Consider the following 24441-nt stretch of genomic DNA (forward strand, 5'->3'; position numbering starts at 1 on the left):
GAGGGGGTTCCATCCCCTGGCGGCCATTCCTTTCCGGACATGGCAGCCGTCTCCTCGAAGAGGCGGCTCTCTAGCATAGCCTTCACGACGGCAAAACAGCCATTCCAGAGTGGCGCCCATAACCTCGAATCCCCTGCGGAGAATGCAGCCGCAGGTGCCGAGTTCCTGTGATCCGAAGAAGATGGTCCGACGGGGAGCGGCCGGACCGAGCCGGCCCAGGCGGGTAATCCCCTGCTATTCGGCTGCGACCGAGCCCTTCCGGGTGCCGAAGCGCTTCTCGATATAGTCCCGGACGATTTCCTGGAAATCGCGCGCAAGGGTTGGGCCGCGCAGCGTCACGGCCTTGCGGCCGTCGATGAAGACCGGCGCAGTGGGCTGCTCTCCCGTGCCCGGAAGCGAAATCCCGATATGGGCATGCTTCGACTCGCCGGGCCCGTTCACGATGCAGCCCATGACCGCCACATTAAGGGCCTCGACGCCTGGATACTGGCGGCGCCACTCCGGCATCGACTCGGAAATCCAAGTCTGGATATCCCGCGCCAGCTCCTGGAACACGGTCGAAGTCGTGCGGCCGCAGCCCGGACAGGCCGCCACGAGCGGCACGAAGCTCCGGAAGCCCATCGTCTGCAGAAGCTCCTGGGTGGCCTTCACCTCGAGCGTGCGATCGCCGCCCGGCTCCGGTGTCAGGGAATAGCGGATCGTGTCCCCGATCCCCTCCTGGAGGAGGATGCCCATGGCGGCGGACGAGGCGACGAGGCCTTTCGATCCCATCCCGGCCTCGGTCAGGCCGAGATGGATCGCGTAGTCGGACCGTTGCGCGAGATCCCGATAGACGGCGATCAGGTCCTGGACCGCGGACACCTTGGCGGAGAGGATGATGCGATTGCGCGGAAGACCGATCTCCTCCGCCCTGGCGGCGGACAAGAGCGCCGACTGCACCATGGCTTCGCGGGTGATTGCGCGCGCGCTGACCGGGCGTTCCGCCTTGGCGTTCGCGTCCATCAGGCTGGTCAGGAGTTCCTGGTCCAGCGAGCCCCAGTTCGCTCCGATGCGGATGGCCTTTCCGTGCCGGAGGGCCGTCTCGACGATGGCGCCGAACTGGCGCTCCTTCTTCTCCTTGAAGCCGACATTGCCGGGATTGATCCGGTATTTGTCGAGAGCCTCCGCGGCTGCGGGGTGATCCTCCAGGAGCTTGTGACCGATGTAATGGAAGTCGCCCACGAGGGGGACGCCGACGCCAAGCCGATCCAGACGCTCACGGATCTTCGGAACTGCGGTGGCGGCCTCGTCCCGATCGACCGTGATGCGGACGATCTCGGACCCTGCCCGGGCGAGGGCTGCCACCTGGGCGACCGTCGCGTCGACATCCGCCGTGTCGGTGTTCGTCATGGATTGCACGACGATCGGGGCGCCGCCGCCGACCGTGACCGAACCGACCTGGACGGCAACCGTCCGGTGCCGGGCAGCCGGTCCTGCTTCCGGCGGAGTATCGATGTGGGCAGCACGCGCGGCGGGAGAAAGCGGCATCGGTAATCCGGTTCCGTGTGTGGAGCATATCCGGGCCGGAGAGGTCTCACCGGTCCCGGCCGCGATTCGAACCAGGAGGCTTGGCGCTCGGTTGCCGACCGGATCGCTCCGACCCTAGCTGATGCGTCATAGCGGTTCAGTCAAGCATCGCGGGAAGGCTGCCTCGTCGCACGAGAGCGCAGCCGACTCCTGGCAAGCCTTCGGGTCGTGACGGTGCGTGTCAGAACCCGTTAGACAAGTCGCTGATTGTCCCCGTTAGAGATGTCACCTTCAAGGCTTTCACCCGAGATATCAGCGGCGCGGGAGGCCTTGGCGCCGAGCAGCGCGGCGGAGCTGATCAAGTTGCGCAGCCGCGCTGCGGTCGATCTCCAGACGACGCATCGCGATCACCGTCATAGGACCCGAGCTCCCCGTTATCCGCACTCGGGGAGGTGACATCTCTAACGAGCAGCCGGGTGACGTCTCTAACGGTGCTCTACAGTGCGCGTGCCGCTTCGGAGCGCGTCAGAGCGATCGTGCAACGGCGCTGCCGTCGCCACAATGCGCGCAGGCGCCGGTGATTTCGATGGTCGTCGTGCGGGACTGGAAACCCTCGCCGGACAGGAGCTCCGAGAGCGCCTCTGCGAGCGCCGGCTGCTCGATCTCGTCGACGCCGCCGCAGGCCTCGCAGATCAGGAAGGCGACCGGCTTGCCGTCGCTATGCGCATGAGGGCAGGCCACATAGGCATTCAGGCTGACCAGCCGGTGAACGAGGTGCTGTTCGATCAAGAAATCGAGCGCGCGGTAAACGGTGATCGGAGCGAGGCGCCGTCCCTTAGGGGCGAGCTGCTCCGCGAGGTCGTAAGCCCCAAGGGGGCGATGCGTTCCGTAGAGGGTTGCGAGGACCTGGCGCCGGATGGGCGTGAGGCGCACGCCCTGCGCGTGGCACTTGGCCTCTGCTGCGGCGAGGGCCGCTTCGGCCCGCGTAGATTGCTCGATCGCATGCGCGCAGGAGGCGGCGGTCGTTCCCGGGAGTGCGGATGCTGATAAATCCGACACAGCTCCTCCGGCTGACCCATTCCCCGGCGACACATTAATCTCTTGTTCATGTGAAATCCACTGGGCGCCCTCGGATCGACTCCGGTCGCCGGGATGAAATCTGCTGCGGATTTGGGCGCCTGAGCTACGATGACTGGCTCGCAGGGTGACTTTTGCACTGCACCATTCTACCTCAGGCCCAGGCTTACTGGAGACCGGCCATGTTCCTGAAATCGAAAGCTGCTGTCGTCACGGGGTCCACGAGCGGGATCGGACTCGCGATCGCCCGAGCGCTCGCGAAGGAGGGCGCGGATGTTGTCCTCAACGGCTTCGGCGCGCCGGAGGAGATCGAGAGGGCGCGGGCCGGCATCGAGGCCGAGTTCGAGGTCAGGGCGATTTATTCGCCTGGCGATATGTTGAAGCCCGACGAGATCACCGCGATGATCCTGAAGGCGGAGAAGGAGTTCGGGGCCGTCGACATCCTCGTGAACAATGCCGGAATCCAGCATGTCTCCCCGATCGAGGAGTTCCCGGTCGACAAGTGGGATGCGATCATCGCGATCAATCTCTCCTCGGCCTTTCATGCCATCCGCGCGGTGGTGCCCGGCATGAAGCAGCGCGGCTGGGGGCGCATCATCAACACGGCCTCCGCGCATTCCCTCGTCGCCTCTCCCTTCAAGTCCGCCTATGTGGCCGCCAAGCACGGCATCGCCGGTCTCACGAAGACCGTCGCTCTCGAGCTCGCGACCCATAAGATCACGGTGAACTGCATCAGCCCCGGCTATGTCTGGACCCCGCTCGTCGAGCGCCAGATTCCCGACACCATGAAGGCGCGCAATCTCACCAAGGAGCAGGTGATCAACGACGTGCTGCTGCAGGCGCAACCTACGAAGCAGTTCGTCACGGTCGAGCAGGTCGCTGCGATGGCCGTCTTCCTGACCTCGGATGCCGCGAGTCAGATCACGGGCGCCAATATCTCCATGGACGGCGGCTGGACCGCGCAATGACGGCCGCGGCGCGGCGCGCGCCGTACGCCGATCCGGCATTCGCGGACCCGGCGCCGAGAAGACCGTATCGCTCGCGCTTCAGGGCGGCGGCGCCCACGGCGCCTTCACCTGGGGCGTACTGGACGCACTCCTGGAGGACGGGCGGCTCGCCTTCGAGGCCTTCACGGGCGCAAGCGCAGGCGCGATGAATGCGATCGTGCTCATCGAAGGCTGGCACGAGGGCGGCGTCGACGGCGCGAGAGCGCAACTCGAGCAGTTCTGGCGGCGGGTAAGCTACACCGGACGGCTTTCGGGGCTTCAGCAAGATCTCTTCGGCCGCCTCTTCGCGGCCTGGAGCCCGCACAATTGGGGCCACTTCGTCGCGCCGAGCCTCAGCCCCTACGAATTCAATCCGCTCGACATCAATCCGCTGCGGGACGCCATCGCCGAATTGATCGATTTCGATCGCGTTCGTGATTGCCGTGAGGTGTCGGTGTTCGTTTCGGCGACGAATGTCTGGACCGGCAAGATCAAGGTGTTCAGCCGCGAGGAGCTCACCGCCGACCACCTCATGGCCTCGGCCTGCCTGCCGACCGTGTTCCGTGCCGTCGAGATCGACGGCGTTCCCTATTGGGACGGCGGCTATATGGGCAATCCGGCGCTCTTCCCGCTCTTCTACGACACTTGGTCGGACGATGTTCTCCTCGTGCAGATCAATCCGGTCGAGCGACGCGAGACGCCGCGGACCGCGAGCGAGATCCAGAATCGTCTCAACGAGATCACCTTCAACGGCAATCTTCTGCGCGAACTCCGCGCCATCGAATTCGTCACGCGGCTCATCGATGACGGAAAGCTCTCGCGGAAGGACTACAAACGCGTTCTCATGCACCGCATCGACGGCAGCGGGGTGCTCGACGATCACGAGGCGTCGTCACGCATGAATGCAGATTGGTCGTTCTTTCTGGAATTGAAGGAGGCTGGCCGCGCGGTGGCACAGAGGTGGCTCGCGAAGAATTACGACGCGATTGGCCGCCGCGGAACGCTCGATCTAAAAGAAGTCGTATCCTGACCAGCGGCGCTGGCTGCCCGAAAGCGACTCAATCGGGAAGAAATTGCCAGACCGAGCTGCGCTTGATCTCGCTGTCCTCGAGCGCACGGGTCACGGGGACCTCGTAGGTCGCGATTGTCGTCAGCTGCGTGCGCGGCAGGTAGCTGCGTCCGGGATCGCCGATCAGCACGTTCGCGCCGCGACGCGCGAGCGCATGGAGCCATTTCGTCACCGCTTCGGCGAGATCACGCTCGTAGCAGATGTCGCCGGCCAGGACGACGTCCCAGCCTTCGTCGCGCCCTAGGACGCTCTCCGCGCGCACGCGGATCGCAACATTGTTGGCTTCCGCATTGAGCCGCATCGCCTCCACGGCAAAGGGATCGATATCGCTGGCTTCGACCGACTCGGCGCCGCTCATCGCTGCGGCGATCGCGACCAGCCCGGATCCGGATGCGAAGTCGAGAACGTGCCGACCACGCGTGATGGACGGATGGTCGAGGATGTAGCGGGCGAGCGCCTGACCTCCGGCCCAGGCGAAGGCCCAGAAGGGCGGCGGCAGGCCCAGCGCGCCGAGTTCCTCCTCCGTCTTCAGCCAGAGTTCCGTCGCCTCGTCGGCCACGTGGAGGCTGATCTCGGGCGCGTGCGGGACGGGGCGCAGCCGCGTCTGCGAGCGGATGAGCGCGGCCCGTTCTCCGATCATGTCGTGAGGATCCGCCTGTAGAGATCCTGTACCGAATTCATGACGGCCCGTTCCGTGAAGCCGTCGAGCACTCTGCTACGCGCATGGGCACCCAGCCGGCGAACGGCGTCGGGGTCGCGGGCCAGCTCGACGAGGATGGCTGCGAGGCGACCGGCATCGTTCGGCGGAAAGAGCCGGCCCTCGCAGCCGTCCCGGACGAAGGCGCGGCATCCCGGGACGTCGCTCGTCAGGATGCCGCGGCCGCAGGCGGCCGCTTCCAGAATGGTCCTCGGAAGACCCTCGCCGCCACGCGACGGCAGGCAGGCGAGATGATGGTCCCGCCAGACGCCCGCAACGTCTCGGGTGCGGCCCTTCCAGCGGATTCCCTCCTCCTCGCTCCAGGCGCGCAGGGTCGCTTCCGGGATTGCCCGCCGGTTCGACGGGTCCGGCGCGCCGTAGAGCGAGAGTTCCACGGGGGCTCCCATCGCGCGGGCCTGCCGCACGGCCTCGACCGCGATGTCAACTCCCTTCGACCACAGCATCCGGGCGACGACCGCAAGGCGCAGAGGAGGCTGGTCCGGCATCGGCTGCGGCGCGTAGAAATCCGGATCGACCCCCGCTCCGCCAACGATCGTGACGCGCGGATCGGTGGCGGAGAGTCCGAGGCGTTCGGGATCGTCGGGGTTCTCGACGAGGAGATGGCTCTGCGGGGTGAGGAGGGCCCGGATCACGGTGCGCAGGAAACCGCCGGCGAGCCGTCCGACCGGATCACGGCGTGCGCCGAGGAGGCCGAGGCCCGTCAACGCGAAAACCCGGCGCGGAATCCCCGCGAGGACGGCCGCAAACCCTCCGACGAGGATTCCCCGAAGGGCGATGCAATGCACGATCTCCGCGCGCTCTGCCTTGAGGATGGCTGCGAGCTGCCCGGCGGCATAGCCGGCGGCCATCGGATTGAGGCTACTGCGTTCGGATTCGAGCGCGACGACCCGGGCTCCCGTTGCCTCGATGACATCCTTGTGCTCGCGGACCCGGGTTACGACCTTGACGGAAAGGCCGAGTTCCCGTGCCGCGCGCGCCATCGGGAGAAAGTGGGATGCGAAAAACCAGTCCTCCGTGACCACGAAGACGAGTTTTCGGCCGGCAAGCGGAGGAGTGGAATCGAGCATCTGACCTTTGGGACGACTGCGCCGATCGGGCGCGACGTCCTTCTAGTCGCCTCCTGCCCGGCATGGAACCTCATCCGGAATGCGCTGTTGCCACGTGGCCTTTCGCATCAGACCGAGGTGCCGCGTTGGAGAACATGCTGCCCACGCTTCTCGGAACCGCCGCCGGAATCCTGTCCACGGCGAGCTTCGTGCCGCAGGTGATCAAGGCCTGGCGGGAGGGAAAGACCGAGGCGATCTCGAAGCGTATGTATCTCGTGACCGTCTCCGCCTTCTCGTTGTGGATCGTCTACGGTTTCCTGCTGGGAAGCCTTCCTCTGATCGTCTTTAATTCCCTCAGCCTCATCCTGAGCGGGACGATCCTGGTGCTCAAGCTTCGCCAGCCGAGGCGCCGCGAGCCCGAACCGCAGCCGCAGCCCGCCCGCCCGGGATGAGACCTCGTCCTTTGAAGGCGTGCATCGTCCGGCGCTGCGACCTCGAGGGCCCGGAACTCGATCTCCCGTGACCCTGTTGACGTCCTGCTCTGCCGGACTGGAACGGTCATGCTGCTCGATACAGGTTCAACAGAAGACTCGGTCGTCGATCCTCGCGATGCCGCGCATTCCGCGGGTTTGCGCTATGTCTCGGACGAGGAGCCCGGAATTCGCCGCCGGAAAGCCGGCAAGGGATTTTCCTATCAAGGGCCGGGCGGAACGCGCGTCGAGGAGAAGGATACTCTGGCGCGGATTCGGGCGCTCGCCATTCCCCCGGCCTGGACCGATGTGTGGATCTGCCCGCGCGCGGACGGCCACATCCAGGCTACGGGACGGGACGCCAAGGGGCGCAAGCAGTACCGCTACCACTCGGCCTTCAGGGAGATTCGCGAGAGCACCAAGTACGAGCACATGGTGGCCTTCGCGAAGGCGCTGCCCGCTCTGCGCGAGACCATACGGCAGCACATGGCGCTGCCCGGCCTGCCGCGGGAGAAGGTCCTCGCGACCATCGTGCATCTCCTCGAGACGACCCTGATCCGCGTCGGCAATTCGGATTACGCCAAGCAGAACGGCAGTTACGGCCTGACGACCCTGAAGGATCCGCATGTCGCCGTCGGCCGATCGGAGCTGAAGTTCCGATTCAAGGGCAAGAGCGGGCGCATCTGGCAGCTCCAGGTCAAGGACCGGCGCGTCGCGAAAATCGTGAAGGCCTGTCAGGATCTGCCGGGCCAACATCTCTTCCAGTATCTCGACGAGGCCGGCGAACAGCAGACCGTGACATCCTCCGACGTCAACGCCTACCTGAAGGAGATCACCGGCAGCGAGATCACGGCCAAGGATTTTCGCACCTGGGCGGGAACGGTGCTCGCCGCGATGGCGCTGTCGGCGTTCGAGCAGTTCGACAGCCAGGCGCACGCCAAGAAGAACGTGCGCGCGGCGATCGAGCAGGTCGCAGCCCGGCTCGGGAACACACCCACCATCTGCCGCAAATGCTACATCCATCCCGAGGTGCTGAACGGCTATCTGCAGGGTGACCTGCTCCTCGAAATCCGTGACCAAGTCGAGGCCGAGCTGCGCGACAGCCTTGCGGAGTTGAAGCCCGAGGAGGCGGCAGTACTGACCTTTCTCGAAGCCCGGCTCACCAGTGCAGCCGGGGCCGGGACCAAGAAGAAGCGCAAGCGCACACGCACGGCGCACCGGCCGGAATCTCACGAAGCGCGGGCCTGATCCGCGACTCTGGATCGGCTGCGGGATCCGGATCCCGCGGCGGACGTTGCCCCGGAACCGAGGCGATCGGACCGCGCTGATCAGCTCTCGGCACGATCATCCAGTTCGGAGTGCCCGACATGCATGTCCATCATCTCAATTGTGGTTGCATGTGTCCATGGGGAGGTCGTCTTTGGGATGGTGCGAGCTCCGGTCTGATGGGGCGGCTCATCTGCCATTGCCTGCTCGTCGAGACGAACCAAGGTCTTGTTCTGATCGACACGGGCTTCGGGACTCGCGATGTTGCAGCCCCCTACGAGCGCCTGAGCCCGCTTTTCGTGCACATGAATCGGATCCAGCTCGATTGGCGATTCACGGCTCTCGCGGAAGTCGAGGCCAGAGGATTCTCGGCGCGCGACATTCGCCATATCGTGCTCACACATCTCGATTTCGACCATGCCGGCGGGCTCGAGGATTTTCCCGAGGCCACGATCCATGTCATGCAGAACGAGGTGGATGCCGCTCGCTCACGGGACGGTTTCATCGCCCGCCGCCGTTACCGGCCGGAGCAATGGGATGATGTCCGTCACTGGCATTTTCATTCGGCCGGTGGGGAACGCTGGTTCGGTTTCGAGGCCGTCCGGGATCTCCCGGGACTTCCGCCGGAAATTCTGATGATTCCGCTGCCCGGACATACGGCAGGACATGCGGGCGTCGCGATCGAGACACCGCAGGGCTGGCTTCTCAATGCCGGCGACGCCTATTTCCACCGGTACGAGATGAATCGCCACCCGCATTGCACACCCGGCCTCGCCGCCTATCAGCGCCTGATGGAGGTCGACCGGGAGGAACGGCTGTACAACCAGGACCGGCTGCGCGAGCTTGCCAACCGGCGACGCGGCGTACGGATCTTCTGCAGCCATGATCCGATCGAATACGAAGCCCTCGTGCAACTGAGTGCGCCGGCTCGGGAGGAGTCGGCGGCAGTGCCTGCCTCACGCAGGCACGAGGCAGGATATGCGGCGCACGTTTCGTGAGACGAGGTTCCTGTAGGACTTATCCTGCTCTGATTCCCTCCTCGTCATTGCGAACGAAGTGAAGCAATCCAGACGGCGCCGCGGTTGAAGGGCTGGATGGATTCGCCTGCGGCTCGCCATGACAGGTATGGCGTCGTCTCAGGTCGGATGACTGCGGCGCTCTATGACGGAGTGAGTGCGGCAGATTACCTGTCCAATCCTGCACAGCTCTCTGGGTCAGTACGGCTCAGCCATATTTCCGAAGCCGGACCAACTCGAACCGTAAGGGAAGAAGTAGCGTTGTGAAGGTGCGACGCCTGAGCTGATCCGATGCTCGACCCTGTTGAACACCTCCCACGACCGGTGGAGCCCCCGCCTGTTCGGGGCACGATCAGCTCTCCGCGGCTCGAGATCGCAACACAGATCCTCGCCGGGCTGACTCTGCTGGCGGTCTTGCATTTTGGCCTGCTCTCGTCGTTGCTCGCCGGACTACTGGTCTATGAGCTTGTGCATATGCTTGCGCCGAGTCCCGCCAGCACCTTCGTCCATCGCCGCACGGGAAAGTTCATCATCGTGGCCCTCCTGGCCACCATCGTCATTATCGCAATCGGAGCCGGAATCCTCGGCATCATCTCTCTGTTGTCCAGCGGATCCGAGAACTTGCCCGGCCTGCTTCAGAAAATGGCTGAGGTGATCGAGACCGCTCGTTCCCATCTCCCTGTCTGGGCGCTCGATTCCTTCCCGGCAGACCCGAGTGAGCTCAAGAGTGCGGCTGCAGCCTGGCTGCGCGAGCATGCAGGGCAGTTACGCACACTTGGCGAGGATGTCTGGCGGGCTCTGATTCACATCCTGTTCGGCCTAGTGATCGGCGGCATGATCGCCGTGAGCCGTGAGATCGCGGACACCGATCCTGCTCCCCTGGTTCGCGCGCTGACCGACAGGGCGCGCCTGCTCGGGAAGGCCTTTCGCAGCGTGGTGTTCGCACAGGTTCGGATTTCGGCGCTGAACACCGTTCTGACGGGCTTCTATCTGCTCATGATCGTGTCCTGGATGGGCATCCAGCTCCCTCTCGCAAAGACCATGGTGGTCGTGACCTTCATCACCGGGCTTCTCCCCGTCATCGGCAATCTGATCTCGAATACCGTGATCGTAATCATGAGCCTGAGCGTCTCGCCCATGCTGGCGGCCAGCTCCCTGCTCTTTCTCGTTCTCATTCACAAGCTGGAGTATTTCGTGAACGCGCGCGTCATGGGAGGTCAGATCCGTGCAGGAGCGTGGGAAATTCTGCTCGCGATGCTCGTCATGGACGCGATCTTCGGCATCCCCGGCGTGATCGCTGCCCCGATCTACTACGCGTATCTCAAGAACGAGCTCTCGATCTGGAAGCTGATCTGATAAGGCTCCGTCCAGGCATGACGAGTGCGAGCTGCAAGGGTCGTATATTGGAGTCCGTTTCCGATTCCGGCAATGCTCTTCCCGCACCTCCGCCGTCGTTGCGAGCCGGAGGCGAGGCGAACCACCCGTCGACGGGTAGATTGCTTCACTGCGTTCGCAATGACGAAGTGGGTTTGAGGGAGGGAGGAGCAGGGCCGGAACCGGAGTAGCGCCGGACCCACTGCCGTCATTGTGGTCTGGCGTCGTCAGCCTGCCGCGAACCCACTGCTGTCATTGCGCGCCGCAGGCCGTACGCACAACCCATCCCACCGCACTTCGTCCTTGCGAGCCGGAGGCGAAGCAATCTACCCGTCGACGGATGCGCTCCTGGATCACTTCAGTCTGTTCGCAATGACGGTTAAGCGACGCGACGGACTGCGCGTTGAGCCTACGGCTCGCAACGATGATGTAGATGCAACGATAGACCCTTCCTGATCCGAAACCACTCTCGGGATCGGCGCGCGCCGCTCTACGAGCGGCATGCGGTAATGTCGACTGCCAGCGCCATGTCGTTGCAAGAGCGCTCCGGCCTCTCGATCCACCGCACATGTTCGCGTATGCAACGCAGCCCGGCTCAGGGCAGGGACGGTTACTTCGGCGGGATCGGATCCGGCACCTTATTCTTCACGGCGGGAATCTGTCGGAGATAGGCGAAGACGGCCTTCAGGTCGTCATCGGTCATCTTTCCTATCCATGGCCACGGCATCGGTGGGAGAATTCGCCGCCCCTGACCTTGGTGTCGGCCCGTGCGCATTGTCTGAATGAACTGCTGTTCGGTGAAGTCGCGCAGAACGCCCGTTTCCGGATCGGGGGTGAGATTGGCCGTGAAACTCACGCCCCACGGCCCCGACCAGGTCGTCAGGGTTGGTGACATGGCACCCGTCCACGGCTCGGGCACGATAGCCGGGGCCTTGACCACGATCTCTTGCGGATGGCCCGACAGCGCCCGCTTCATGTCGGGTGCCGGACCATCAGGACCTTGGATCAGGGGGGTGTGACAGTCATGGCAGAGGCCTGTCGTGACGAGATATTCGCCACGCTTCACTTGCGCGCTGGTCGTGGTGTCTTGAGCGAGAGTCGTGGCGGGTGCCAACAGGGCAGCGGCCAACATGAACGAGAATGCATGGTTCATTTCTGTCCTCCTTTCTCTTGCAATCGGGCCCCTCGGCGGAACACGTCCGTCTCTGCGATCCAGCGCCGGAGTAGTTCTGCCGCCTCGCCATCCACCACTTCGGTTCCGAGCGGCGGCATCTGCAGCGCGGGGTAGCGCGAGGCGACGCGCTGCAGGAGCCCGCTTTGATCCGGATGCCCTGGTTCGATGCGCAGCACGGCATCGGGAGATTGACCGGGCGCTGGTGTCTTAACGGGCTGGCCGATGGTGCTTGCGAGCGCGGGTTGGTCGTTGGCCTCCGAGACGTGCCGCAGGAAGAGCCCCAGGTTCTTCAAGGACCCCTGCTCGTTGTGGCAGTGCCCGCAATTGCCGTGCAGGTAACCGAGCGCGGCCCGTTCCGTGGCGGATCCCGCCGCGATGCGTGGCGGGTTTTCCTGCAGTGACCTCGGGAGCCCGACGAGGAGCCCCTTCTCGACGAGCGAGTTGAGGTCGACGCCCGGATCGGGGCGAGCCTCGGTATGCAGCGCACCGGGATCTCGCTCCGGTGACAACTGGAGAGCGCTGAATCCCAGAACCTCGCTGCGGCCACCCTGATGACACACCTTGCAGTCGCTGACGCCCGGGATGGCGTGCGATCGCCCTCCTGCTAGAGGATAGGCAGCGCTCCTGCCTCGTTCAGAAACCAGCTGCGCCTCACGACCATCGGAACTCCATGCATAGGCGGCATAGAGCCACTGCCCATCAGCCTGACGTTCCAGATAGCGTGTTTCGATGCGTTGACCGTTGAAGGAGAACTCCTTCCAAAGCCGCGTGCCGACCGGAAAATTCCAGGCGTCCGGATCGGACCCGTCGATCGCAGTGCCCGGTGGCAGCGAAATCCAGCGGCGCTTGATGGCCCCATCGGTCCAGAGCGGGTATTGCGGCGCGAATGCAAGGTGCTTCGGGTCGACCCGAAGGCTCTCGAAGTCCGCATAGAGCCCCGTGTCCTGTAGATTTTGCGGCGGCCTCGCCGGAGCCGTCTGCGGAATTGCCTCCGCGCTCTTGAGGAGCGCAAGAGCGAGGATCAGCATTGCTCCAGTGCCGGCCAAGCGACGCCGCCGGGCGGCTCGGAAACCTTTTGTGGTCGCGATACTCCTCATGAGATCGCCTTTCCCGCCTGGGCGGAAGGTGTTCCGCGCGGTGGCCTCTTTGGCTCAGCGTGCAGGTACGTCGAGCACTTTCAATGATCCGCCTCTAGCCTCTGCGCTGCTGAGAACCGTCAATTCGTCCCCACAGCGATGGCACCGTCCGAGCGCCGGGGTCCCGATCATCTGCGCCACGCGGCAAGCCCGGCAGCCGCACAGCGCGGGAACGAGCGTTCCATAGCCTTGTCGCGCGGTCAGTTGCATGGCCTGGCTGACATTGACAGCGTGCTCGAACATTTCCCTACACCTCGCTGAGGTACATTCCGGTGGAAGGCAGGGCTGACGTTAGAACTGTCATGTTCCTGGAAGATTGCGCCGAGTGTTTCGTCCTATGGCTGTTGATTACATGGATTCCTTTGTATGCAGGACGTCCACTCTCCAGAAATGACGATAGGCCGGTGATCACCCGCAATCCGTTTGCTTTCGCATTTTCTTCTCGACTAGGACTTGTGCCTGCAGATCACCATCGTGACGGCTAGTTCCTCCATCGAGATGTTGTCTGCAGCTCTTTCTCGGTTTCGCCGAGCGGCTTTCCGGAGATACGACTTCCGGAGAGGAGGAGCGGTGAGGATTCATCAGGTGTCGTCGACGCGAACGATGAAGAGCTGTCTCGCGCCGGGAGAGCATCGCGCGAGTGATCGGGAGAGTGGGCAAAACCGGTCTCGAGGCCAGCAGATTTGTCGCGTTTGGAGGTTGTGATGCCTTCTAAACCACGTCGATGTTCACAATCGTCGGGGCACCCGATGAGCAGCGAGTCGCGCGTCCTCCCGTGCGCGACGCGGATTACCCTTGAGTCTTGCGATAACGTTCCGGCGGCTGCGGGTTGTTTGCGGGGTTCGTATCATGCCGTGACAAGCGCGTGATCGATTGACCGTCCACCAAGGGCTGCAGATCCGCCTCGAGGGCGTCCGCCTCCTCCTTCGAATAGACCTCTCTCCCTTTGACGTGGAGAGCGAAAGATCTGATGTGCTTTGCCTTCTTCACGGGGTCTTCGATCGTGGCTTTGGTCCATGCATAAAGCGGATAGCCATCGACCCCGTGCCCTTCAGCTTCCGCAACATAGTCGGCGAAGGCGTCGAATTGACACTTCATGGTGGCGCCATGCTTCTCAAGGACACCTGGAAGTGCTCCGAGCGCCGGGTCGCTTGGATTGCGCCGTGCGATTTCAGAAAGCTCATCAGTGAAATAGAGCCGCACTTGGTATTGCCACTGATTTCCCATGCTTCAGCTCCCTATGGCCCTTCGGATCAACCGCAATGGAGCGGTTTCCGGAGAGGATAGTGCATGCCATGGATCTCGACTGTCTACGCGACGACATGCTCCGAGAACGCATTCTCGCCCAAAAGGATCTCCCGCAGCTTCGGAGGACTGCCAGAAAACGCGGCGGTCTCGGCAGGCCTGGGAACACAGGACCGCCATCGTGCTCGAAGTGCGGTGCCTTTCACGACGACCGGAGCCCAGTGAGCTCCGGCACACGACCAGCGATCTGGAGGTCAGAGGCGGTCGAGCGAGGGATTTTCCCCACCGAACCAGTTCTTCTTCACGAGCGCCTTCGCTTCCTCGGCAGCCTGTGCATCGCCGCGCGCTTTGGCGGCTTCAAGCAGACCGGCGGCGGCCCAGCCATTATTCGGAGACCGTTGAAGCGCAGTGCGGAAGGCCGCCTCGGCCTCGTCGGCTTTTCCTTGCTGCAGCAATGCGGCGCCGAGCGACTGGTGCACCGGGTAATACCAGAAGGGCGGCTCCATATAGGGCAGCCGGTCCTGGATCTCCGTGGCCTGTGCGAACTGCACGGCAGCCTGCGCGTGGTCGCCCTTGGCCTGTGCGATCCGCGCCTCAATCACCTTTGCGGCGATGGCGAGCACGTCCGGGCCCGGCACGCCGGCATCGGGCAATGCGCTGATCTCGGGTGTTCGCACCAGGGCCTCAATGGCTGAAACCTCGGCCCGTGCCTCGTCGTCTCGCCCGAGCCGCGCCAGCGCAACTCCGCGGGCGTAGTGCCATGCGGCGCTCACAAAAGGGAAGCTCGCGTCCGGTGCAGGCAGGGCCAACACTTTGTCCGGTGCGGAGAATCGCGCATGGGTCGTGTAGGCCGCCGCTGCGATGGGCTGCGTCCAGGGGACCTCGCGCTTGGTGCGATCCGAGACAATCCCGGCGAGCTTCTCGGCTGCCGCGATGGCGGTCTCCCCATCCCCGCCCATGAGGGCCGAAGCCATCACGAAGTGGACGTTGTGAGCATAGTAGCCTTCCGAGTAGAGCAGGCTCGCTCCCCCTTGCTTGAGCAGCGTCTCGTCAACGACGGTGGCCTGCACGTTTGCGTCCAGGCTCTCGCGCCAACGGCCGAGGCGATACCAGATGTGGCTCGGCATATGGACCAGATGCCCGGCTCCGGGCATCAGGGCGGCCAGTCGGGCCGCATGCGCTGCCGCACGCTCCGGCCGGTCCGAGGACTCGACGGCATGGATGTAGAGGTGAATCGCCCCCGGGTGATCCGGGTTGGCCTCGAGTGAGCCTACCTTCCGGTCACCGAGCACGCCCTCGATGAGCTCGATCATCCGTGCAGTTTTGCCCTTCGGGGTTCGTCCTTCATCCGCCCAGTAATCCCAGGGGCTGAGATTCATGAGAGCGTCGGCGGTCAGGAGGGCAACGTGCGGATTCTCCGGAAAGCGCGCCTGCACGGCTTCCATGGCGTCCGCGTAAGCCTGATCCAGCGCCTTGCGGTCCGCCTTCGGATCCGGAGAATGCCGCCGCGAGAGTGCGTCGATGAGAGCAGCCTGCAACTCACCGGCAGGAGCAAGACGCCTGGCCTGTTCGAGCACGACGAGCGCACGGGCATTCGCATCCGCGTCCATCGGGTAGTTGATGTGCGGTCCGAGCACCCATGCCTCACCCCACAGGCACATGGCGCAGCTCGGGTCGAGTTCCTGTGCCGCCCGGAATGCGCGAGCCGCTTCGGCGTGGTTGAAGCCCCAGCCGAGGCGATAACCCTGATCGAAATAGGCGCGTGCATCTGGTTTGGCAGGGCCTATGGCGGCCCACGTGAACTGACCGAGGTTGTCGTAGATCGGCGGACGATCTTCCGCTCTCGGGGCCGCGGCCCCTTTCGGCAGATCGCGGCTGTAGGCGCCGAGCTCATTGCGGGCCGGCGGCTGAGAATGAGACTGGTGCTGTGCCTGCGCGGTCTTCACATGCTTGGTTACGTCAGGTTGCGTGGCCTGCGTCAGCCGGTGAAGAAGTTGCACTCTCGGGCTGTCGTGACTGCCGAGAGGACAGGCCGCAGCGGGAGTCGCAATGGCAAGGGCCGTGGCTGCCGTAGCCATGAAACGGATGCGCACAAAGGAGCGCGAACGCTGCGCGGTTTGGGTCGTCATGAGAAGCCTCTCAGGTTCGGCTGATCGGAGGGCAGGCAAGGCGATCCGAAAGCCTGCGGGAGTCCATCGTTGTCACTCGCCGTCGTCTCCTGGTCGGCGCGGGATTCTCGGCCTCCCTTGTGGCGACCAGCTCCACGAGTAATTCAGCACAGGGCTGATCGGCGAAGCACCGCGAACCAGCCGCTGGTACAGGCGGAGGTTCGCCACGTTCGTCACGAAACTTCCCCTGCTGGAGAATGGCTTCAACGTGACCTCGCAGCAAACGAGTGTCTGTGACCTTTGTCACAGTTTCAGAGTGTTCCGGGGCAAGCGCATCGGAGCGGTAGCGCGGGAGTCGACTGGGCGATGTTCTCTGACGGAATGTCCGGTTCGAGTCTTGGCCTTGTCAAAGGCGCTTTGACGGGGAAGGCACAGTTCGTCGCGAGATGAAGCATTAAGCGTCATCATTGGGCGCCGCTTTGGCACGTTTCGCGAACTGCTCATCAAGCCGGACCTGATCCGGGTTCGGCGGCCACCCCGTCCTAACGAGAGCGCTGTAACCATGCTCGGTGGCCCGAAGCCTTCCCTGGCCGGGTATTCACCCTAGGTCAGGGCAAGGCATCGCCGACAGGGGAGACCGCGATGGAATTCGATGCGCTGCTTCTGTCCCGCATCCAGTTCGCGTTCACGATGTCCTTCCACATCATTTTCCCGGCCTTCACGATCGGCCTCGCGAGCTGGCTCGTGGCGCTCGAGTTCCAGTGGCTGCGCACGGACAACCCCCTCTACCGAAACCTCTTCCTGTTCTGGTCGAAGGTCTTCGCGGTGTCGTTCGGACTCGGGGTCGTGTCCGGAATCGTGATGAGCTTCCAGCTCGGCACCAACTGGTCGCGCTATGCCGAATTCGGCGGGAACATTCTCGGTCCGCTCATCCAGTACGAGGTCATCACGGCTTTTTTCCTTGAGGCCGCGTTCCTGGGCATCATGCTGTTTGGCTGGGATCGCGTCGGGAACCAGCTCCACTTCTTTGCAACCTGCATGGTGGCGCTCGGCACGCTCATCTCGGCGTTCTGGATTCTGTCCGCGAATTCCTGGATGCAGACGCCCGCCGGCTTCCGCGTCGAAAACGGCGTCGCGGTTCCTGAAGACTGGTTCGCGATCATCTTCAATCCGTCGTTCCCGTTCCGATACGCCCACATGGTCATGGGCTGTTATCTCACGACGGCTTTCGCGGTCTCGGGCATGTCGGCCTGGATGATCCTGCGCCGCCGGGAGGAGCCGGCGGAGAAGCTGCGCGGCGCCCAGCGCTCGATGTCCATGGCTTTGTGGTTCGCCGCGATCTGTGCGCCGATCCAGATCGTGATCGGAGATCTCCACGGCCTCGGGGTCCTGGAATATCAGCCGACCAAGCTCGCGGCGATCGAGGGTAACTGGGAGCGCCAAGGCCACATGCCGCTGCGCCTTTTCGCCATTCCGGACGAGGAGGCGGAGATGAACCACTACGAGATTGGGATTCCCGAGATCGGGAGCTGGATCCTAACCCACGCCTATCACGGCGTGGTCCCGGGTCTGAAGGATGTGCCCCGCGAGGAGCGTCCGCCCGTCTGGCCGGTGTTCTTCGCCTTCCGCGGCATGGTCGCGATCGGCTTCGCGATGCTGGCTCTGGGGATCTGGAGCCTCGTCATGCGCTGGAAGGGGACATTGTTCACGAATCCCTGGTTCCTGCGCGCCACCGTCCTGATGACGCCCGCGGGCTTCGGCGCCGTTCTGTTGGGGTGGTTCACTGCAGAGATCGGTCGGCAGCCCTACATCATCTACGGGCACCTCAAGACCGCGGATGCGGTATCGCCCGTGACGGCCGGCGCGGTCACGACCTCGCTAACGGCCTTCGTGATCGTCTACACGTTCCTCTTCGGCTTCGGGAGCTACTACCTCGCAAAAATCCTCAGGAGGGGGCCGGAACCAGTCGAGGAGGCGCTTCGCGGCGGCGATGCGGAGCGCCCGGATCGCATGCCGAAGCGTCCTCTTTCGGGTTCCAACGAAGCCCTCGAGGGGCAGCCGGGCCAGCGGGCCCATCCAGCAATGTGAGGGGAGCCATGGCTGATTTCATCGCCACTTTCGCACCGGCTGGACTCGAGGGGCAGGCCTTGTGGCTGCCCCTGATCTGGGCGGTGCTCCTAGCCGTCGCGGTCGTGATGTATGTCGTGGCCGACGGATTCGATCTCGGAATCGGGATCTTGTTCAAGGCCGCGGCGAACGAGAACTGGCGCGATCGGATGATGCTGTCGGTGGCGCCGATCTGGGACGGCAACGAGACTTGGCTCATTCTCGGCGGAGGCGGATTGTTCGCCGTTTTTTATCTTGCCTACGCGATCCTCCTTCCGGCCCTCTATCTGCCGCTCTTCACCATGCTGATCGCGCTGATCTTTCGGGGCGTGGCATTCGAGTTCCGGTTCAAGGCCGACACGTCGAAGCGGGTCTGGGACAACGCGTTCCATTACGGCTCGCTGGTGGCCACCTTCGCGCAGGGCGTCGTGCTCGGGGCATTCGTGCAGGGCTTCGAGACCAATGGCCGGCAGTTCACAGGCGGCATGTTCGACTGGCTCACCCCGTTCAGCATCGCCACCGGCCTCGGCCTCGTCGCGGGCTATGCGCTGCTCGGCGCGACTTGGTGCGTGATGAAGACCACGGGTGAGCTGGAGATCTGGGCCCGCCGCATGGCGGTGCGCGCTCTCGTCGCGACGATCGTCATGATGGCCATCATCAGCGCCTGGGTGCCCTTTCTCGGAGTAGAGATCGAGCAACGCTGGTTCACCTGGCCCAACATTCTTCTCCTCGCCCCGGTCCCGCTCCTCACCGCTTTCACGAGCTATCGTCTGTGGCGCGCCCTCGAGGACGGCCATCACGTGCAGCCATTCATCCTCGCGATCGTATTATTCCTCCTGGGTTTCCTCGGATTGATCGTGAGCCTCTTCCCCTATGCCGTGCCGCCGCGCCTCACGATCTGGAACGTCGCGAATGCGCCCGCGACGCAATTGTTTGCGCTCGTCGGCTATGCCGTCGTGATGCCGCTCACATTCATCTACACGGCTTATGCCTATTATGTGTTCCGTGGAAAAGTTGCGCTGGACGTCCAGGAGAGCGGATACCATTGAGCGCGGAGCCGCCGCGCCGAAGCTCGCGTCTGTCGCGGCTCGGCTGGTTCATCCTGATCTACGTCGCGAGCGCAGCGGTGTTCGCGGCCTTCGTCTATGGCCTGCGCGCGCTGATCCCGCGGTAACCGCGGGATCTCATGCGAAGAGGGTTGGGCGGATCGACATCCGATCCGCCCGCTTCGTAACGACGATCCGGTCAGCGTGCGGTCGTGATCAGGCCGCGGTTGGTGACGACGACCCAGCGCTTGGCGCGCCGCTCGATTGCCTCGACCCGCCCGGCGCCGGGAATGACGTCGCCACGCCCGACCTCGAAGAGCTGGCCGCGCCGACCCTCGATGAGCGCGAGCCCGCCATAGACCTCGTGCAGCAGCCAGCCCTCGATCGGAGCATCGCGATCGGCCGGCTTCGACGCTGGGACCGAATCGGCCGGTTTCGGGGCTGGGATCGACGCAGTCTGCAAGGGCTCTGGTGCAGCCGCGGGCGCCGTTTTCACATCGGACGACGCGGCGAGCGTTTTTTCGAGCCGATCGAAGCGCTCCCTCAGCAAGCGGGCGGTCTCGTCGGGCTGTAGCGCCGCCTTCTCGATGCCCGCCTCGATCCGCTGCATCTGTTCGGTCAACCGAGCGAACTGGGCACCGAGATCGCGCGCTCCTTGTTCCGCGCGCTCCAGGAGGCGGGCCTGTGTCGCCGTGCTTTCGCCGCGCGTCGTCTCGAGGTTCTCTCGCAATGCCTCGACGGCCATCTTCAGCGTCCTGACCTCGCCGCCGAGGCGCAGGATATCCTCCTGACCGCGGCGAAGATCATCGGTCACGGTGGCGAGCGGCGCCAGCGCGGCGGCCGTCTCTCCGCGCGAGACCATGTGCGCGCCGAACCATCCGGAGCCTGCAACGAGCGCCACGATGGCGACCTGTGCGAGGCGGGATGCCAGGGCCCTGCGTGTGGCACCGGTCGAGGGCCGGGTCTCCGCGGAATCCCGGGCGGATGCCGCGCCCTCGGCCTTTTCGAGCATTGCCTTGCCGTCGGCGGCCGCGAGGGTCGCGCCGGCATCGGGTCCGGGCTGGGCGACGCCTTTGTCCGCCTCGGAGTCCGTTTCTCCGGTTTCCGGTCGGATGGCGGGTGTCTTCTCTTCGGTCATGGTGGCGATCCCCGTGGTGAGAGATCACCAGACCTTAACCATGATTGTTTACCAGCTGGTTACTCGCCGGCCGGGCGCCTCGCCGAGGTCGCCCCTGGAGCGGGCCGGCGATTTTCGGAGGAGGCGCATCTCGTGACTGCCATCCATGCGTCCGCGCATCGAGGATTCCTCCATAGTAACCCGGATGTAACCATGCCTTTTCGTTGACATATTTAGTCCCGATAGGACTAGATCAGGGTCGCCGAAACGTATTTCGAAGGCGCGATCCGCTTTGGGGCAGTCACCTCCCGTGCAAAGATATGGCCTGCTGCATTTGCGGCGGTTCCCTTGCGCGTGCGCGTGCCCTATTGCCGGTCATCCGGCGTCCAGATGTTCGGCACTGCCGGGCGACCCGAATTGTAAAGGCGAACGGGATCGACCGTTCCGCCGATGGGACGGATCATGAAGCGCACTGCGTCGGCGAACGCTCAGAGCCCCGAATTGAAAGAGGCCCTCGCGGCCTGCCGCCCCGCCTTCATGGGGGTGGCCGTGTTCTCGGCCTTCATCAATGTTCTGATGCTGACCGGCTCCGTCTACATGCTCCAGATCTACGATCGGGTGCTGGCGAGTCGGAGCGTGTCGACGCTGATCGGCCTCTCGCTCATCGTGCTCGCCGCCTATCTCCTGCAAGGCGGGCTCGATTCGATCCGGTCCAAGATGCTGGCGCGGATCGGCGCCCGCTTCGACGAGATGCTGTCCGGGCGGATCTTCGACCTCGTCGCAAGCCTGCCGCTCCGGGGGGCGAGGCAGGCGGATAGTCTTCAGCCCATTCACGACCTCGACAAGATTCGGGGCTTCCTGTCGGGCCTTGGGCCAACAGCCCTGTTCGACATGCCCTTCATGCCGATATTTTTCCTCGGCTGTTTTATCATCCATCCCTGGCTCGGCATCTTGGCCGTCCTGGGCGGCCTCGTGATCGTGTCGCTCACGCTCCTGACCGACAGGCGAAGCCGCGGCCCGATGGCCGATCTCACGAAGAGCATGGGTGAGCGTCAGGGCCTGGCGGAAACCAGCCGCCGCAATGCGGAGGCGGTCCGCGCGCTCGGGATGCACGGCTTCCTTTCGGAACGCTTCGCGACGGCCAACGAGCGGCACGTTCAGGACGCGCTCCGGGCCAGCGACGCAGCGGCCGGGATTGGCGCCTTTGCGAAGATTTTCCGCATGATTCTGCAATCGGGGGCGCTCGGCCTCGGCGCCTTTCTCGTGATCCGCAATGAGATGTCGGCGGGCGCCATGATCGCCGCTTCGATCCTTCTGTCGCGCGCGCTCGCGCCGATCGAGATCGCCGTTGCGAACTGGCGCGGCTTCGTGGCGGCCCGCCAGGGCTTTGCCCGGCTTCAGAACATTCTCGCCCTCGTGCCCAAGCAGGCCGAGCGGCACGCCTTGCCGGCACCGCACAGGACCCTGACCGTCCAGGACCTCTTCGTGGGCCCGCCGGGCTCGACATCTCCGGTCGTGCAGGCGGCCACGTTCCAGCTGAAGGCCGGCCAGGGGCTCGGCCTCATCGGCCCCTCCGCTTCGGGAAAGTCCACCCTCGCGCGCGGGATCGTCGGAGTATGGTCGTCGCTCCGGGGAGAGGTTCGGCTCGACGGCGCGACACTCGACCAGTGGGAGCCCGATTCCCTCGGCGAGCACACCGGATACCTTCCGCAGGACGTGGAGCTGTTTGCCGGCACCATTGCTGAGAACATCGCGCGATTCCGCCCGAATGCGCCACCCGAGGCCGTGATCGCTGCGGCCGAAACGGCCGGCGCTCACGAAATGATCCTGCAGCTCCCGGACGGCTACAATACGCAGATCGGGGAGGGTGGCACGGCTCTCTCGGGAGGTCAGCGCCAGCGCATCGCGCTCGCCCGGGCTCTCTACGGTGAACCCTTCCTTGTCGTCCTGGATGAGCCGAATTCGAGCCTCGACGGGGCCGGTGACGAAGCCCTCAACCGGGCGATCCTGTCGGTTCGCCAGCGCGGCGGCGTCGTGGTCGTGATTACCCACCGTCCTGCCGCCCTCGGCAATGTCGATCTCGTCGCGATCATGGAAGGCGGGCGCATTAGGCAGTTCGGGGCACGGGACGAAGTATTGCAATCCGTTATGAAGCGGCCTGTCCCCGGGCCGGTCGCGGCGCCGGCCCGGCCTGCAGCCGTGAGCGGCCCCGCGGGCGCGGCGCCGACGAATCTGAGGGAGGTCGGATAAATGACCGGACCAACAACATCCCGCCATCAGCGGGCGCTCCGTCGCTCCGCCCTGACCGGGTTTTCGCTCATCGCGTTATTTGGTGGCACGATCGGCCTCTGGGCCGCGACGTCCACGCTCTCCGGAGCGGTCGTCGCCGGCGGGCAGTTCGTCGTCGACACGAACGTCAAGAAGGTGCAGCACCCCACGGGGGGCATCGTAGGCGAGCTGCATGTCCGCGATGGCGACAAGGTCCAGGAAGGCGAGCTGCTGATCCGGCTCGACGAAACGATCACGCGCGCCAATCTCCAGATCGTCCTGGGCCAGATCGACGAGCTCGTCGCGCGCCAGGCGCGGCTCGAGGCGGAGCGGGATGGGGCGAGCGATCTGACCGTGCCGGCAAGCCTGCAGAGCCGCATGAGCGATCCAGCGGTTGCGAAGCTGATCGGCTCCGAGCGCACCCTGTTCGAGGCGCGGCGCAGCGCGCGCGAGGGCCAGAAAAGCCAGCTCCAGCGCCGCATTGCGCAGCTGCACGACGAGATCACCGGTCTCAAGGCCCAGCAGAATGCCAAGGTCCGCGAGGCGGAACTCATTGCGAACGAGCTCAGCGGCGTTCGGGAGCTCTACCAAAAGAACCTGATTCAGCTCACGAGGCTCATTTCTCTCGAACGGGAAGCCGCGAGCCTCGAAGGCCAGCGTGGTCAGCTCATCGCCGGCGTGGCGCAGGCCGAAGGCAAGATTGCGGAGACGTCGCTCCAGATCATCCAGGTCGACGAGGAGATGCGCGCCGAGGTCATGCGGGAAATGCGTGAGCTTCAGGGAAAGCTCTCGGAACTCTCCGAACGGCGAGTCGCCGCCGAGGACCAGTTGAAGCGTGTCGAGATCCGCGCCCCCAGCTCCGGATTCGTGCACCAGCTTGCGGTGCATACGGTGGGTGGCGTCATCTCCCCGGCGGAGCCTGCCATGCTGATCGTTCCGGTCGACGAGAATCTCGGGCTCGAAGCCCGCGTGATGCCGCACGACATCGACCAGGTGGTGCCTGGCCACACGGCGACCATTCGGGTCAGTGCCTCCAACCAGCGCACGACGCCCGAGATCTTCGGGACTGTGACGCGCGTTTCAGCAGACGTTTCGAAGGATCAGCAGACGGGTGTTCCCTTCTATACCATCCGCGTTGGCGTCACGCCTGATGAACTCGCCCGTCTCGGTAATCTGCGCATCGTCGCCGGCATGCAGGCGGAGGTCTTCATCCAGACGAACGAGCGCACGCCGCTGCAGTATTTCATCAAGCCGCTGAAGGACCAGTTCGCGCGGGCCTTTAGGGAAAGCTGAGGCACTTCTCTCGGCTTGAAGGGGGGATCACTTTCACCGTCAGTCTGAACCACGGACGAAGCAATTCATCCTGAGATGGGTAGATTGCTTCACTTCGTTCGCAATGACGATGAGGGTCTGAGGGCGGGAGGTGCAGGGCCGGAACCGGAGCAGCGCCGGACCCACTGCCGTCATGGCGAGCCGAAGGCGTGATGCTCTGCCCTTTACACCGCACTGCCGTCCTGCGAGCCGCCGCAGTCATCCAGCCCGTCACGGATCCACACCCGTCATTGCGAGCCGGAGGCGAAGCAATCTACCCCTCGACGGATGCGCCGCTGGCTTGTTTCACACGACCCGAAAAGCGGTGCAGCCAGCACCGACAGTGAGCAACCAAATGCCGGCCAGCGGGTTCTCGGCTTGAGCACGGACACGTGGGCGACT

The 24441-nt window shown here is 64.4% G+C and carries 20 protein-coding genes; 11 read left to right on the top strand and 9 right to left on the bottom strand.

What is annotated here, in order from left to right:
* Window positions 1-234: 234 nt before the first annotated feature.
* Both ispG and BN1233_RS14505 read right to left on the bottom strand, forming a co-directional pair.
* Window positions 235-1527 carry a flavodoxin-dependent (E)-4-hydroxy-3-methylbut-2-enyl-diphosphate synthase gene (ispG, locus tag BN1233_RS14500; RefSeq protein WP_046864272.1) on the bottom strand — a complete coding sequence of 431 codons (1293 nt, stop codon included), beginning with the start codon at window positions 1525-1527 and terminating at the stop codon, window positions 235-237.
* A 504-nt stretch (window positions 1528-2031) separates the two neighbouring features.
* The gene (locus tag BN1233_RS14505) at window positions 2032-2565 is read right to left on the bottom strand and encodes a Fur family transcriptional regulator (RefSeq protein WP_147707245.1); all 534 of its coding nucleotides are present in this window, start codon (window positions 2563-2565) and stop codon (window positions 2032-2034) included.
* 200 nt (window positions 2566-2765) lie between these two features.
* On the opposite strand from BN1233_RS14505, the gene BN1233_RS14510 reads away from it, so the two are divergent.
* Together BN1233_RS14510 and BN1233_RS14515 are read left to right on the top strand one after the other, a co-directional pair.
* On the top strand, window positions 2766-3551 hold the full coding sequence (locus BN1233_RS14510) for a 3-hydroxybutyrate dehydrogenase (protein ID WP_046864273.1): 786 nt from the start codon (window positions 2766-2768) through the stop codon (window positions 3549-3551).
* Entirely contained in the window at window positions 3490-4599 is a 1110-nt protein-coding gene (locus BN1233_RS14515; protein ID WP_074078300.1) for a patatin-like phospholipase family protein, read from the top strand. The genes BN1233_RS14510 and BN1233_RS14515 overlap by 62 nt, the downstream gene beginning before the upstream one ends.
* A 28-nt stretch (window positions 4600-4627) precedes the next feature.
* Here BN1233_RS14515 and BN1233_RS14520 read toward each other — a convergent pair whose 3' ends face one another.
* On the bottom strand, window positions 4628-5278 hold the full coding sequence (locus BN1233_RS14520; protein ID WP_046864274.1) for a class I SAM-dependent methyltransferase: 651 nt from the start codon (window positions 5276-5278) through the stop codon (window positions 4628-4630).
* Window positions 5275-6423 carry a glycosyltransferase family 4 protein gene (locus BN1233_RS14525; RefSeq protein WP_046864275.1) on the bottom strand — a complete coding sequence of 383 codons (1149 nt, stop codon included), beginning with the start codon at window positions 6421-6423 and terminating at the stop codon, window positions 5275-5277. Before BN1233_RS14525 ends, BN1233_RS14520 begins: the two co-directional genes overlap by 4 nt.
* 134 nt (window positions 6424-6557) lie before the next feature.
* On the opposite strand from BN1233_RS14525, the gene BN1233_RS14530 reads away from it, so the two are divergent.
* The 4 genes from BN1233_RS14530 to BN1233_RS14545 all read left to right on the top strand — a co-directional run bounded on the left by BN1233_RS14530 (window position 6558) and on the right by BN1233_RS14545 (window position 10510).
* A complete protein-coding gene (locus BN1233_RS14530) occupies window positions 6558-6854 on the top strand; it encodes a SemiSWEET family sugar transporter (RefSeq protein ID WP_046864276.1) in 297 nt (98 codons plus the stop codon).
* A gap of 108 nt (window positions 6855-6962) precedes the next feature.
* Window positions 6963-8120 (top strand): DNA topoisomerase IB, encoded by a 1158-nt coding sequence (locus BN1233_RS14535; protein WP_046864277.1) that lies wholly within the window; start codon window positions 6963-6965, stop codon window positions 8118-8120.
* 197 nt (window positions 8121-8317) lie between these two features.
* Entirely contained in the window at window positions 8318-9136 is an 819-nt protein-coding gene (locus BN1233_RS14540; RefSeq protein WP_244470911.1) for an MBL fold metallo-hydrolase, read from the top strand.
* 309 nt (window positions 9137-9445) lie between these two features.
* Window positions 9446-10510: an AI-2E family transporter gene (locus BN1233_RS14545; RefSeq protein WP_046864279.1), complete on the top strand. Its 1065-nt coding sequence runs from the start codon at window positions 9446-9448 to the stop codon at window positions 10508-10510.
* A 628-nt stretch (window positions 10511-11138) separates the two neighbouring features.
* Here the strand turns inward: BN1233_RS14545 and BN1233_RS14550 are convergent.
* The 4 genes from BN1233_RS14550 to BN1233_RS14565 all read right to left on the bottom strand — a co-directional run bounded on the left by BN1233_RS14550 (window position 11139) and on the right by BN1233_RS14565 (window position 16212).
* Entirely contained in the window at window positions 11139-11681 is a 543-nt protein-coding gene (locus BN1233_RS14550; protein WP_046864574.1) for a c-type cytochrome, read from the bottom strand.
* The gene (locus BN1233_RS14555; protein ID WP_147707249.1) at window positions 11678-12799 is read right to left on the bottom strand and encodes a hypothetical protein; all 1122 of its coding nucleotides are present in this window, start codon (window positions 12797-12799) and stop codon (window positions 11678-11680) included. The genes BN1233_RS14550 and BN1233_RS14555 overlap by 4 nt, the downstream gene beginning before the upstream one ends.
* An 828-nt stretch (window positions 12800-13627) precedes the next feature.
* A complete protein-coding gene (locus BN1233_RS14560; RefSeq protein ID WP_046864280.1) occupies window positions 13628-14065 on the bottom strand; it encodes a hypothetical protein in 438 nt (145 codons plus the stop codon).
* A gap of 272 nt (window positions 14066-14337) precedes the next feature.
* Complete coding sequence (locus BN1233_RS14565; RefSeq protein WP_046864281.1) at window positions 14338-16212, bottom strand: tetratricopeptide repeat protein; 1875 nt, start codon at window positions 16210-16212, stop codon at window positions 14338-14340.
* Between the two features lie 621 nt (window positions 16213-16833).
* Between BN1233_RS14565 and BN1233_RS14570 the strand changes: the two genes are divergently transcribed.
* From BN1233_RS14570 to BN1233_RS50535, 3 genes are read left to right on the top strand one after another with little or no spacing between them, the layout of a single operon-like run.
* Window positions 16834-18279 (top strand): cytochrome ubiquinol oxidase subunit I, encoded by a 1446-nt coding sequence (locus BN1233_RS14570; protein WP_046864282.1) that lies wholly within the window; start codon window positions 16834-16836, stop codon window positions 18277-18279.
* 8 nt (window positions 18280-18287) lie between these two features.
* A complete protein-coding gene (cydB, locus tag BN1233_RS14575; RefSeq protein WP_046864283.1) occupies window positions 18288-19346 on the top strand; it encodes a cytochrome d ubiquinol oxidase subunit II in 1059 nt (352 codons plus the stop codon).
* On the top strand, window positions 19343-19471 hold the full coding sequence (locus BN1233_RS50535) for a hypothetical protein (RefSeq protein WP_280139453.1): 129 nt from the start codon (window positions 19343-19345) through the stop codon (window positions 19469-19471). The genes cydB and BN1233_RS50535 overlap by 4 nt, the downstream gene beginning before the upstream one ends.
* A 71-nt stretch (window positions 19472-19542) precedes the next feature.
* Here the strand turns inward: BN1233_RS50535 and BN1233_RS42910 are convergent, their stop codons facing one another.
* Window positions 19543-20481 carry a hypothetical protein gene (locus BN1233_RS42910; protein ID WP_048709191.1) on the bottom strand — a complete coding sequence of 313 codons (939 nt, stop codon included), beginning with the start codon at window positions 20479-20481 and terminating at the stop codon, window positions 19543-19545.
* A gap of 441 nt (window positions 20482-20922) precedes the next feature.
* Here BN1233_RS42910 and BN1233_RS14585 point away from each other — a divergent pair, with 441 nt between their 5' ends.
* Window positions 20923-22710, top strand: a complete 1788-nt coding sequence (locus tag BN1233_RS14585) for a type I secretion system permease/ATPase (protein ID WP_046864576.1) — start codon at window positions 20923-20925, stop codon at window positions 22708-22710.
* Window positions 22711-24021 (top strand): HlyD family type I secretion periplasmic adaptor subunit, encoded by a 1311-nt coding sequence (locus BN1233_RS14590; protein WP_046864284.1) that lies wholly within the window; start codon window positions 22711-22713, stop codon window positions 24019-24021.
* Window positions 24022-24441 lie beyond the last annotated feature (420 nt).

It is taken from the genome of Microvirga massiliensis (assembly GCF_001006805.1).
Taxonomy (GTDB): domain Bacteria; phylum Pseudomonadota; class Alphaproteobacteria; order Rhizobiales; family Beijerinckiaceae; genus Microvirga; species Microvirga massiliensis.

Coding starts and splice junctions, on each gene's coding strand:
- BN1233_RS14550 (WP_046864574.1), bottom strand. CDS start 11,681: ATGAACCATGCATTCTCGTTCATGTTGGCCGCTGCCCTGTTGGCACCC.
- BN1233_RS14555 (WP_147707249.1), bottom strand. CDS start 12,799: ATGAGGAGTATCGCGACCACAAAAGGTTTCCGAGCCGCCCGGCGGCGT.
- BN1233_RS42910 (WP_048709191.1), bottom strand. CDS start 20,481: ATGACCGAAGAGAAGACACCCGCCATCCGACCGGAAACCGGAGAAACG.
- ispG (WP_046864272.1), bottom strand. CDS start 1,527: ATGCCGCTTTCTCCCGCCGCGCGTGCTGCCCACATCGATACTCCGCCG.
- BN1233_RS14585 (WP_046864576.1), top strand. CDS start 20,923: ATGAAGCGCACTGCGTCGGCGAACGCTCAGAGCCCCGAATTGAAAGAG.
- BN1233_RS14515 (WP_074078300.1), top strand. CDS start 3,490: ATGCCGCGAGTCAGATCACGGGCGCCAATATCTCCATGGACGGCGGCT.
- BN1233_RS14510 (WP_046864273.1), top strand. CDS start 2,766: ATGTTCCTGAAATCGAAAGCTGCTGTCGTCACGGGGTCCACGAGCGGG.
- BN1233_RS14590 (WP_046864284.1), top strand. CDS start 22,711: ATGACCGGACCAACAACATCCCGCCATCAGCGGGCGCTCCGTCGCTCC.
- cydB (WP_046864283.1), top strand. CDS start 18,288: ATGGCTGATTTCATCGCCACTTTCGCACCGGCTGGACTCGAGGGGCAG.
- BN1233_RS14525 (WP_046864275.1), bottom strand. CDS start 6,423: ATGCTCGATTCCACTCCTCCGCTTGCCGGCCGAAAACTCGTCTTCGTG.
- BN1233_RS14545 (WP_046864279.1), top strand. CDS start 9,446: ATGCTCGACCCTGTTGAACACCTCCCACGACCGGTGGAGCCCCCGCCT.
- BN1233_RS14565 (WP_046864281.1), bottom strand. CDS start 16,212: ATGACGACCCAAACCGCGCAGCGTTCGCGCTCCTTTGTGCGCATCCGT.
- BN1233_RS14530 (WP_046864276.1), top strand. CDS start 6,558: ATGCTGCCCACGCTTCTCGGAACCGCCGCCGGAATCCTGTCCACGGCG.
- BN1233_RS14520 (WP_046864274.1), bottom strand. CDS start 5,278: ATGATCGGAGAACGGGCCGCGCTCATCCGCTCGCAGACGCGGCTGCGC.
- BN1233_RS14540 (WP_244470911.1), top strand. CDS start 8,318: ATGGGGCGGCTCATCTGCCATTGCCTGCTCGTCGAGACGAACCAAGGT.
- BN1233_RS14535 (WP_046864277.1), top strand. CDS start 6,963: ATGCTGCTCGATACAGGTTCAACAGAAGACTCGGTCGTCGATCCTCGC.
- BN1233_RS14570 (WP_046864282.1), top strand. CDS start 16,834: ATGGAATTCGATGCGCTGCTTCTGTCCCGCATCCAGTTCGCGTTCACG.
- BN1233_RS14560 (WP_046864280.1), bottom strand. CDS start 14,065: ATGGGAAATCAGTGGCAATACCAAGTGCGGCTCTATTTCACTGATGAG.